Here is an 11,527-nt window from a genome sequence, read left to right on the forward strand (position 1 = left end):
TTTACTGTTTACCAATTCCTGAAAACTGATTACTAAAATTAATGCGCTTGAAGCCAATCTTTTCCTAATCCTAAATCAACAATTAATGGAACATCTAGTTTAAAGGCGTTTTCCATTTCTTCTTTAATCATAGGTTGAATTCTTTCTAATTCAGAATTATGTACATCAAAAACAAGTTCATCATGTACTTGTAATAGCATTTTTGATTGCCAGTTTTCTTTTTCTAAGCGTTTATGAATGTTAATCATGGCAATTTTGATGATGTCAGCAGCACTACCTTGAATAGGTGCATTAACAGCATTTCGTTCAGCACCACCACGAACCATAGCATTTGCTGAATTGATGTCTTTTAAATAACGACGTCTTCCTAAAACGGTTTGTACATAACCTTCTTCTCTTGCAAAATCAATTTGATTTTGAATGTATTGTCTTAATTTTGGATACGATTTGTAATACGCTTCAATTAATTCAGCACTTTCACTTCTTGATAAATCCGTTTGGTTACTTAAGCCAAAAGCAGAAACCCCATAAATGATTCCGAAGTTTACCGTTTTAGCATTACTACGTTGTTCTTTTGTAACTTCTTCTAACGGTACATTAAATACTTTTGAAGCGGTAGATTTGTGAATGTCTTCTCCATTTTGGAAGGCTTTAATCATATTTTCTTCTCCTGATAAAGCTGCAATAATACGTAATTCTATTTGGGAATAATCGGCAGCAAGTAAAGTGTAATTTTCATCACGTGCTATAAACGCTTTACGAATTTGTCTTCCTCTTTCGGTACGAATTGGAATGTTTTGTAAGTTAGGATTGTTTGAACTCAAACGCCCTGTTGCAGCAACTGTTTGCATATAATCGGTATGAACTCTTCCTGTTTTTTCATTCACTTGATTTGGTAACGCATCTACATATGTGTTTTGTAGTTTTACCAATTGTCTCCATTCTAAAATATGACGAACAATTTCGTTGTCTTTAGCCAAATAGCTTAAAATTTCTTCGCCCGTTGCATATTGACCAGTCTTTGTTTTCTTCTGCTTTGGTCCGCCAATTTTAAGTTTGTCAAACAAAATATCACCCAATTGTTTTGGAGAAGCTAAATTGAATGTTTCTCCAGCAATTTCAAATATTTTAGCTTGAAAAGTGTCAATTTCAATTTGCATTTCTTTCGACATAGTGTTTAAAAAATCAACATCTAAACGAATACCTTCTCTTTCCATCGCAGCTAGAACTTCCACTAAAGGAATTTCGATTTCGTCGAATAATTTTTTAGTACCTACTTTTTCTAAAATAGGTTGAAAGTGTTCTTTTAGTTGAAACGTAATATCGGCATCTTCAACAGCATATTCTTTAACTTCTTCAACAGCGATTTCTCGCATTGATTTTTGATTCTTCCCTTTTTTTCCTATTAATTCTTCAATGCTTTTTGGACTATATTTCAAATACGTTTCACTTAAAATATCCATATTATGACGCATGTCTGGATTAATAAGGTAATGCGCAATCATAGTGTCAAATAATTTTCCTTTTACAGAAACACCATAATTTGCTAATATTTTTAAATCGTATTTTAAGTTTTGACCAATTTTTTCAATGTTTTCATTTTCAAAGAAAGGTTTTAGTTTTTCAATAAGAATTAAAGCTTCTTCTTGATTTTCTGGAAACGGAATATAAAATCCTTTTCCTTTTTCATAAGAAAATGCAATTCCAACTAATTCGGCATTTAATGCATCTAAGCCAGTAGTTTCGGTATCAAAACAGACTGATTTTTGTTTTTCTAAATTTTGTAAAAGTAATTTTAAAGCTAAATCACCTTGAATGATTTGGTAAAAATGCTCGGTGTTTTCTAAAGTTGCATAATAGGATTGTTCTGTTGCGCTTGAAGTTTCTACATCAGTAAAACCAAATAAATCAAATTGCTCTTCCTTTTTAGGGGCTGCTTTTTTTGCAGGTTTTGGAGTTTCTTCAGCTGAACTATTTCCGTTTGTGTTTATTTCATCATAATCGTTGCCATCTCTGAATAACTTGTCAAACTGCTCCTGCATTCTTCTGAATTCTAGTTCATGAAAAAGTGCTTCTGTTTTTTCGACATCTGGTTTTGATAATTCGTAGTCTTTTTCGTCAAACTGAACCGGACAATCTAATAATATGGTAGCAAGTGTTTTTGATAAAATCCCTTTCTCTTTGTTGGCTTCAATGTTTTCTTTCATTTTTCCTTTCAACTCGTGTGTGTTGGCTAAAAGGTTTTCCATTGATCCATATTGTGCTAAAAATTTCTTTGCTGTTTTTTCTCCAACGCCAGGTAGTCCAGGAATGTTATCGGCAGAATCGCCCATCATTCCTAGGAAATCAATTACTTGTAACGGATTTGATATTTCAAACTTTTCTAAAACTTCAGGTACGCCCCAAATTTCAATTCCATTACCCATACGAGCAGGTTTGTACATGAAAATATTTTCAGAAACTAGTTGGGCAAAATCTTTATCAGGCGTTACCATAAAAACCTGATAATTTTCTTTTTCCGCTTGTTTCGCAATAGTTCCAATTAAATCATCGGCTTCATAGCCGGCAACTTCAATAATTGGAATATGCATGGCTCTTAAAAGTTCTTGAATGTATGGGACTGCAATTTTTATAGCTTCTGGAGTTGCATCTCTGTTAGCTTTATATTCTGGGAACATTTCATTCCTAATATCACTACCGCCTTTATCAAAAGCAACTGCTAAATGATCTGGTTTTTCTCTTTTAATTACATCCATCAACGAATTCATGAAACCCATAATGGCAGATGTGTCCATTCCTTTCGAATTAATTCTTGGGTTTTTTATAAAAGCATAATAGCCTCTAAATATTAAAGCATAAGCATCAAGTAGAAATAATCGTTTTTGTGACATGAACTATAAATTTGATTCGAAAACGTAAAAATACAATTCTTTACTTAAAATTTCTTTGTTAAAATTGAATTAATATATAGTGTTATTTTTATTGGAGTTACTTACTTTGCAAAAAAAATATTATTATGCGTTGGCTTATTCCATTACTTTTATTGAGTATTGTTGAAATATATTCGTTCCAAGTAGTTAAAACTGTAACAAAAACTAAACTTTTTTTATGGATTTACGTTTTTGTATCATTGGCTATTTTAAGTTATATTATTTATTTTATTGCTACTTACGATAGAGGTGCAGGACAAAATAAACAATCTCTTTTTACTATTGGATTGTTGCTTATAACAATGGTTCCAAAACTTGTTTTAACATTAATTTTATTTGGAGAAGATGTTTATCGTTTTTTAGAAGGAATATTAATTCGTTTTATGGGTGATAACGACCAAGGTAGTTTTTTGCCCGCTAGAAGAAAATTTGTGAGTCAAGTTGCTCTTGGAATTGCCGCAATACCATTTGCATCATTATTGTACGGAATGACTATTGGTAAATATAATTTTAAAGTAATTAAGCAAACTTTATTTTTTCCTGATTTACCTGATGATTTTGATGGAATAACTATTACTCAGATTTCTGACATTCATAGTGGAAGCTTTGATAATTCTGAAAAAATTCAATATGCGATAGATTTAATTAACGAACAAAATTCTGATTTGGTTTTGTTTACTGGAGATATTGTAAATACGCATGCAAAAGAAATGCATCCTTGGATAGATACTTTTAAAGGGATTTATAACCCGAAATTTGGAAAGTATTCTGTTTTAGGAAATCATGATTATGGAGAATATTTTCAATGGAATTCTGAAGCTGAAAAAGAGGAGAATTTTAACGCAATAAAAGATATTCATCGTCAAATAGATTTTAAATTATTGTTGAATGAGAATTTAAAAATCAAAAAAGGAAATTCTGAATTAGCAATCGTAGGAGTTGAAAACTGGGGAAAACATTTTAAAAAAGTAGGAGATTTAGCAAAAGCTTCTGAGGGTTTAACCAAAGATGATTTTAAGATATTAATGAGTCACGATCCAAGTCATTGGGATTCAGAAGTGCAACACGATGAAAAGCACTATCAACTAACACTTTCTGGTCATACACATGGTTTTCAGTTTGGAATTGAAATTCCGGGTTGGTTAAAATGGAGTCCGGTGCAGTATGTTTATAAACAATGGGCTGGCTTGTATGATAACTTGGGAAGATATGTATATGTGAACAGAGGTTTTGGATTTCATGCTTATCCTGGTAGAGTAGGGATTATGCCTGAAATTACCGTATTAGAGCTAAAAAAATCTAAAAAAACAGTATAATTCATTAAAAATAGTACATTTGTATATTGTTTTTAGTGTTAAACTATAATTTAAACATTAGTTTATGTCAAAATTTGGAGAACTAATAGATGCGCAAGTTCCAGTATTAATCGACTTTTTTACAGAGTGGAATGAGCCTTCAGTTGCTATGAACGAAGTGATGCGTCATGTTGCAGCTGCTCTTGGTGACAAGGCAAGAGTAATTAAAATAGATGTTGATAAAAACAGAGAATTAGCCGAAGCTTTAAGAATTAAAGGTTTACCAACTTTAATGATTTATAAAGGAGGTCAAATGATTTGGAGACAAAGCGGCGAATTAGATGCGAATACTTTAATTAGCTTAGTGCAAGAGCAAGCCTAATTTATCTTATCAAAAATAAAACCTTTTTCTTTTAATTGCTGTATTAATTTAGGTAATACAAATTGTAAATTTCTACGTGCTTTGATGCTGTCGTGGAAAACAATTATGCTTCCATTTGAAATATTTTTGAATGTGTTTTGCAAACAATCATCAGGATTTAAAGAATTGTCAAAATCATAGCTCAGTACATCCCACATAATAATTTTGTAGCCTAGTTTTCTTAATTGATACGATTGTCTTGGTGTTATTTTGCCATAAGGTGGACGAAATAATTTTGAGTTTTGAATTTTGAATAAACTGTTCAGTTTTATTTCGCAAGCTTCAGCGTTACTAATGTATGTTTTTGTTGGAGTTCTCCATCCTTTTAAATGGCTATATGTATGATTTCCTATAGAATGATTGTTAGAAATGATTTTTTGAACAATTTCTGGATATTTCCTAACATTGTCACCTATACAAAAAAATGTAGCTTTTATTTCTTCTTTTTTTAAAAGTTCTAAAACCCATTCGGTTATTTCAGGAATTGGTCCGTCGTCAAATGTTAGGTAGATTTTTTTTTCAGTATTAGGTAGTTCCCAAATGTATTTTGGAAAAAGTATTTTTAAAAACCGATTTGTTTTAAACATTCTAAACATAAGTTCAAAGCTAAAAAAAATGTGTCAACAATTTTACTTGAAGACACATTCTTTATTTTTTTAATATTTTATTCTGCTTCTCTTCCAAAGAGTTCAAACATTTTGTTGAAATTATTAAATTTTACTTTCTCTTGATTATAAAATTCTAAATCATCTGAAATTTGCATGATTTCTAGTAAGCCTCTGTATCGTTCTATGTCGGTTACAATGTCTACAGCCATGCTTCTTTGTTCACTTGATTTTAATCCGCTAAAATAAGTTAGTTCTTCTTGATACTTTACTATCAATTGTTTTAAGATAGCTCTTGCTTTGTCTTTTTTGCCAATTTCATAGTAACCTTGTGCAAAAGGTTCAACAAGTGTATAATATTCAAAATATTCAATTGGCATTTTAGTCATTGCTAGTTCAATTACTTTTTCAGCTTTATCGTTTTTGCCTTCATTTATTAATGTTTCCATTAAACGAGCTAGATTAGTTCTATAAGTGATTCCGTTTTTACGTGTTTCAGGGTCGTGATACATATCTGGATTACCACTATTTCCCCAATCCCATTTCATGACAATGTTGTACATTTTATCAGAATCTAAATATCCCATTTCTAACGGATTAGGACCTTCTTTTCCGGTTGAAGTTTTAACCGGAACTAATTTGTAACACATTCCGTCTAATTGAAGATAATCTTTCATCCATAAATAATCGTCTTCGCCAAAACTTCCTCCTGTAAAATAAATAGGTCTTTTCCAGTTGTTTTCGTTTACAATATCCAACATCATTAAACGGTTTTTATATAGTGCTTCACCTTTAATTGTAAATTGAATAGCAGGAACAATTGAATCATAAAATTTAGGAGAAACCACTTTGTTTTTAATAATTTCTTCTTTATTAATTGGAATAATTATTTTGTTTGAAGGGTAATAGTTTACAAACTGGCCACTTCTTAGCTCAACTTTTGCTCTGTCGTCTTCTAATGAGGTAAATTTTATTAAATCACTTAATAAAATAGAATCTTTAGTTTTTTCGATTAAGAAACTATAATCTCTGTTACTTCCTCGGTATAAATTTCTGTCAAAAGAAGAGGGAATAGGTTCAGAATCATAAGCTTTTCGCTTCATTTGGTCAATATACCAGTCAGTCATGAATAAGCTAGTGTTTACAATTCTAATATCGGTTCTATAGCCTTCGATTTCTTGTGCATACCAAAGTGGGAATGTGTCATTATCTCCAATTGTAAATAATATGGCATTAGGTTCGCAAGAATCCAAATACGCTTTAGCCATAGCTAACGCAGTATGTTTTCCTGAACGATTATGATCGTCCCAGTTTTCTTTAGCCATTAAAACTGGCGTAGTAAGTAAAGTTACTGCTAATGTTACAGGGATGGCAATATTAGGTTTAATGTATTTTTTTATTCCTTCATAAATTGCAAAAACACCAACGCCAATCCACATGGCAAAAACATAAAATGAGCCAACCAGAGCGTAGTCTCTTTCTCTTGGCTCAAAAGGTCTTTCGTTTAAGTATATTTTTAAAGCTAATCCAGTAAATAAGAAAAGAGCAAGTAGAACATAAAAACTTTTGATATCTTTTTTAGCATGATATATAATTCCAATAACACCTAAAATAAAAGGTAAAAAGAAGTAAGTGTTTCTTCCTCTATTGTTTGTCATGTCAGTTGTTAGGTTTGTCTGAGATCCTAAACGTATTTCATCTAAAAATGGAATACCACTTAACCAGTTTCCGTTTAAATTATCATATTTCCCTTGAATATCATTTTGTCTTCCAACAAAATTCCACATTAAGTATCTCCAATACATGTAGCCAAATTGATACTCAAACATAAATTTCATGTTGCTAATAAATGTTGGTTTTTCAATGATTAAATATTCTCCATAAGTTTTAAGAAACTTGTCATAATCTTCCATATCAACTCGGCCAGTTTGATAAGCTGCCCTAAAATCAGATACCAATTGAATTAGCTGACTTTCTTCTGCATATTCAGGGTTAACCCTAAATTCTAAAGGCTCAGTAAAGGTCATGTAGTTTTCGTTATGATCTGAACTCCACATTCTTGGTAAGAATGCTTTGTGATTATCATCAGTATTTTGTTCTGAGTTTTTATAATTATTTGTAATTATATACTTTCCAGTTGAGTAATCTCTTTCGTAATTTGGCTTCCCGTCTTTATAAGGGTTGTCTTCATCTAAACCAGAATAGGTGTCTGAAAATTGCGGTCCATAAAATAAATGTTGCTCTCCGTATTGTTCACGATTGTAGTAAGCTAATACTTCAGCCGCATCAGAAGGTTTATTTTCATTAATTACAACTTCAGCATTTGCTCTTACAGGAAGCATTATCCAAGTAGAAAACCCTATTAAGATAAATAATGTACAAAGTATTAATGTGTTGTAAAAAACAAGTTCTTTTTTTCGAGTATAGTTTAGTCCAAAATAAAAAAAAGAAACAATAAGTAAAAAAGCGAATATTGTTCCCGAGTTAAATGGTAATCCAAGACTATTTACCATGAAAATTTCTGTTTTCCCAAAGAATGCAAGTGTGTATGGAAGCAATAATTTAAAAATAAATAATAAAATTGCTACAATGATAATGTTTGCAATAACAAAACTTTTTATACTTATATTTTTATATTTTTTAAAAAAGTATAAGAATCCAATTGCGGGAATGGTTAATAGAGCCATAAAATGAACTCCAAAAGAAAGTCCTATTACTAACGAAATTAATAAAAGCCATTTGTTTCCTTTTTCGTTATCTAGATCTTGCTCCCATCTTAATCCAAGCCAAAATAATAACGCAATGAATAATGAAGCCATTGCGTAAACTTCAGCCTCAACAGCATTAAACCAAAAACTATCTGAGAAAGTATAAGCTAATGAACCTATAAAAGCACTTCCTAAAATCATTATTTGAGTGTTTTTGTTGTTATTTTCACTTTTAAATATAAAATTTTTAAATAAAAGTGTTAATGACCAAAACATAAACAAGATAGTAAACGCACTAGAAAAAACCGACATCATGTTTACCATTAAGGCAATTTTACTTGCGCTTGTAGCAAACATTGCAAAGAATGCTCCTAGCATTTGAAATAAAGGAGCTCCTGGTGGATGTCCTACTTCTAGTTTTGCTGAAGTTGCGATGTATTCTCCACAATCCCAGAAACTTAGAGAGGGTTCTACAGTTAAAGAATAAGTGATTAAAGCAATGGAAAAAGTTGCCCATCCTAGTATAGTGTTCCACTTTTTGAAATTAAATGATGCCATAAAACATTAGTTTTTTATAGAATTTTGCATTTTGAATTACAAAGAAACTATTTTTTTACTTATAGTAACGGATAATATTATTTTTTAATATTTTTTTTAGAAAAATTTGCAGAATAAAAAATATGTTTTACATTTGCACTCGCAATCGAAAAGGTTGTTTGGTATTGGCCCATGGTGTAATGGTAACACTCCGGTTTTTGGTATCGTCATTCAAGGTTCGAGTCCTTGTGGGCCAACAAAAAAAGTCCTGCTTTTAGCAGGACTTTTTTATTTAGACAATTTTAAGTTATATTTTAAAAGTTATAACAGGTCTTTTTGCGTGATTTACCAAGTCTTCACTGATGCTTCCGTTAAAGAAGTGAGAGATTCCTTTTCTACCGTGTGTACACATTCCTATAAGGTCTGCATCAATGCTCTTTGCAAAATGTAAAATTCCTTTTTCTACATTGATATCGTTGTAAATATGCGTTGTTACATTTTTAGCTGAAGTTTTATTAACAAAATCTTCCATAATTTTCTCTGCAACCCTTGTTGATTTAAAGTTGTTAGGAGTGTTTATGTTGGCTAAATGAAGTTTAGAATTGAATTTTTCAGCAAAAGCAGCTACTTTTTCAAAAGGTTTTATTGTTTCTTCTGAGAAATCAGAAGCGAATACAAATTTTTCAGCACTAAAATTAGGCTCCTCTTTTTTAATTACTAATACAGGTACATTAGAATTTCTAACTACTTTTTCTGTATTAGATCCTATAAACATTTCTTGAAACCCTCTTGCTCCATGTGATCCCATTACGATTAAATCTACTTCGTGACTTTCTCCGTTTTTGATAATTCCATCAAAAGCCATTTCAAATTGTATTATTTTTGTAACTTTTAGTCCTTCTAGGTAATCTGCTTGCATTGCCTCGTCCATTCTTCTAATAGCTGCGTTTTTAAATAGCATCAATTCGGGAATTTCATGTGAACTAGAAACTGCGTCGTTACCTGCGTTTGGTAATTCAAGCATGTGTAATAAGAAGATTTCCCCGTTATTTTTTTTAGCTATTTGAGCGGCTACTTTTAAAGCGTATTCAGCATGTTTTGAAAAGTCGATTGGTACTAAAATTTTTTTCATAAATAGTTATTTGTAGTAAGGTTATACTTAAATTAATGATATCAATAAAGGTACGACTTAAATCTTACATAGACAATTTTTTTTATTTCAAAAATATTATTTATATTTGCGCAAATTATTTGTTACTTAATTAACAATGAGGCACGCACTGCGTGCCTCTTTTTATAAAATATGGCGTTTACAGATAAAGTAAATCAGTTGGTTGAAAAAGTTTTAGAATCTAAACAAGATTTGTTTTTAATTGATTTTAAAGTTGATAGTTCTAATAAAATTTTTATTATCTTAGATGGTGATAATGGAGTTAACTTGCAAGATTGTATTGAGGTTAGTAGGGCTGTTGAGGCTGAATTAGATAGAGAGGAACAAGATTTTTCATTGGAAGTGGCTTCAGCAGGGGTTTCTAGTCCTTTGAAATTGGTAAGACAGTATAAAAAGAACTTGAATAGAGTTTTAAAAGTAAAGAAAACGGATAATGAAGTTATTGAAGCTCAGTTAACAGCTGTGTCAGATGAAAATATTACTCTTGAATGGAAAGCAAGAGAGCCTAAGAAAGTAGGAAAAGGAAAAGAAACTGTAGAAAAGAAAGTTCAACTTTCATACAGTGAAATTAAAGAAGCAACAGTTATAATATCATTTTAAATAAAGAATTAACATGGAGAATATTGCATTAATTGATTCGTTTTCAGAATTTAAAGACGATAAACTCATTGATAGAGTTACCTTAATGGCGATTTTAGAGGATGTTTTTAGAAATGCACTAAAAAAGAAATACGGTTCAGATGATAATTTTGATATTATTATCAATCCAGATAAAGGAGATATGGAGATTTGGAGAAACAGAACTGTTGTTGAAGATGGTGAAGTGGAAGATTCAAATTCAGAAATATCTTTATCTGAAGCAAGAAGAATAGAGCCTGATTTTGAAGTTGGAGAAGAGGTTTCTGAAGAAGTAAAGTTAATTCAATTAGGAAGAAGAGCTATTTTGGCTTTACGTCAAAACTTAATTTCTAAAATTCATGAACACGACAATACAAATCTTTACAAACAATTTAAAGATTTAATAGGAGATATTTATACAGCAGAAGTTCATCACGTTCGCCCAAAAGCTGTAATTTTGATGGATGATGATGGTAATGAAATTGTTTTACCAAAAGAAAAACAAATTCCAAGTGATTACTTCAAAAAAGGAGATAACGTAAGAGGTATTATTGAAAATGTTGAGTTAAAAGGGAATAAACCTCAAATAATTATGTCAAGAACATCGCCAGATTTCTTAGAAAAATTATTTGAACAAGAAATTCCTGAAGTTTTCGACGGATTAATTACGGTTAAAAAAGTAGTTCGTATTCCAGGAGAAAAAGCAAAAGTTGCTGTAGATTCTTATGATGATAGAATTGACCCTGTTGGAGCTTGTGTAGGAATGAAAGGATCTCGTATTCATGGAATTGTTCGCGAATTAGGTAATGAAAATATTGATGTAATTAATTACACTTCAAATATTCAATTGTTTATTACAAGAGCTTTAAGTCCTGCTAAAGTATCTTCAGTTAAAATTGACGAAGAGAAAAAAACTGCTGAAGTTTTCTTAAAAGTAGAAGAAGTTTCTAAAGCAATTGGTAGAGGTGGGCATAATATCAAACTAGCTTGCTTAATAACTGGTTACGAATTAGACGTTATTAGAGAAGGAGTAGTTGAAGAAGAAGATGTTGAGTTAAGAGAATTCTCAGATGAAATCGAAGGATGGATTATTGATGAATTTGAAAAAATAGGTTTAGATACTGCGAAAAGCGTATTAAACCAAGATGTTGTAGACTTAGTGAGAAGAACAGATTTAGAAGAGGAAACTATTTTAGATGTCGTAAGAATATTAAAAGAAGAATTAGAAGATTAATTTTAAAT

Annotated in this window: 8 protein-coding genes and 1 tRNA gene; 5 read left to right on the plus strand and 4 right to left on the minus strand. The window is 30.9% G+C overall.

The annotated features are described in order from the left end of the window. Nucleotides 1-38 precede the first annotated feature (38 nt). The gene (gene polA, locus OLM55_RS04800; protein ID WP_264560280.1) at nucleotides 39-2,891 is read right to left on the minus strand and encodes a DNA polymerase I; all 2,853 of its coding nucleotides are present in this window, start codon (nucleotides 2,889-2,891) and stop codon (nucleotides 39-41) included. A 119-nt stretch (nucleotides 2,892-3,010) separates the two neighbouring features. Between polA and OLM55_RS04805 the strand changes: the two genes are divergently transcribed. Together OLM55_RS04805 and OLM55_RS04810 are read left to right on the plus strand one after the other, a co-directional pair. Beyond that, on the plus strand, nucleotides 3,011-4,246 hold the full coding sequence (locus OLM55_RS04805; RefSeq protein ID WP_413614317.1) for a metallophosphoesterase: 1,236 nt from the start codon (nucleotides 3,011-3,013) through the stop codon (nucleotides 4,244-4,246). Between the two features lie 64 nt (nucleotides 4,247-4,310). Further along, on the plus strand, nucleotides 4,311-4,607 hold the full coding sequence (locus tag OLM55_RS04810) for a thioredoxin family protein (RefSeq protein WP_264560282.1): 297 nt from the start codon (nucleotides 4,311-4,313) through the stop codon (nucleotides 4,605-4,607). Here the strand turns inward: OLM55_RS04810 and OLM55_RS04815 are convergent. Then, nucleotides 4,604-5,233: a polysaccharide deacetylase family protein gene (locus tag OLM55_RS04815; RefSeq protein WP_264560283.1), complete on the minus strand. Its 630-nt coding sequence runs from the start codon at nucleotides 5,231-5,233 to the stop codon at nucleotides 4,604-4,606. The two genes, OLM55_RS04810 and OLM55_RS04815, sit on opposite strands and share 4 nt — an antisense overlap. Nucleotides 5,234-5,310: 77 nt before the next feature. Further along, complete coding sequence (locus tag OLM55_RS04820; RefSeq protein WP_264560284.1) at nucleotides 5,311-8,517, minus strand: DUF2723 domain-containing protein; 3,207 nt, start codon at nucleotides 8,515-8,517, stop codon at nucleotides 5,311-5,313. A gap of 165 nt (nucleotides 8,518-8,682) precedes the next feature. Here OLM55_RS04820 and OLM55_RS04825 point away from each other — a divergent pair. After that, nucleotides 8,683-8,753: transfer RNA gene (locus tag OLM55_RS04825), tRNA-Gln, on the plus strand. Nucleotides 8,754-8,803: 50 nt separating this feature from the next. On the opposite strand, the gene OLM55_RS04830 is transcribed toward OLM55_RS04825, so the two are convergent. Further along, complete coding sequence (locus OLM55_RS04830) at nucleotides 8,804-9,628, minus strand: universal stress protein (protein ID WP_264560285.1); 825 nt, start codon at nucleotides 9,626-9,628, stop codon at nucleotides 8,804-8,806. Between the two features lie 171 nt (nucleotides 9,629-9,799). Between OLM55_RS04830 and rimP the strand changes: the two genes are divergently transcribed. Then, complete coding sequence (gene rimP, locus OLM55_RS04835; protein ID WP_264560286.1) at nucleotides 9,800-10,267, plus strand: ribosome assembly cofactor RimP; 468 nt, start codon at nucleotides 9,800-9,802, stop codon at nucleotides 10,265-10,267. A gap of 13 nt (nucleotides 10,268-10,280) precedes the next feature. Continuing rightward, the gene (gene nusA / locus OLM55_RS04840; protein WP_264560287.1) at nucleotides 10,281-11,519 is read left to right on the plus strand and encodes a transcription termination factor NusA; all 1,239 of its coding nucleotides are present in this window, start codon (nucleotides 10,281-10,283) and stop codon (nucleotides 11,517-11,519) included. The last annotated feature ends 8 nt before the right edge of the window (nucleotides 11,520-11,527 follow it).

It is taken from the genome of Flavobacterium sp. N2270, assembly GCF_025947225.1.
Taxonomy (GTDB): domain Bacteria; phylum Bacteroidota; class Bacteroidia; order Flavobacteriales; family Flavobacteriaceae; genus Flavobacterium.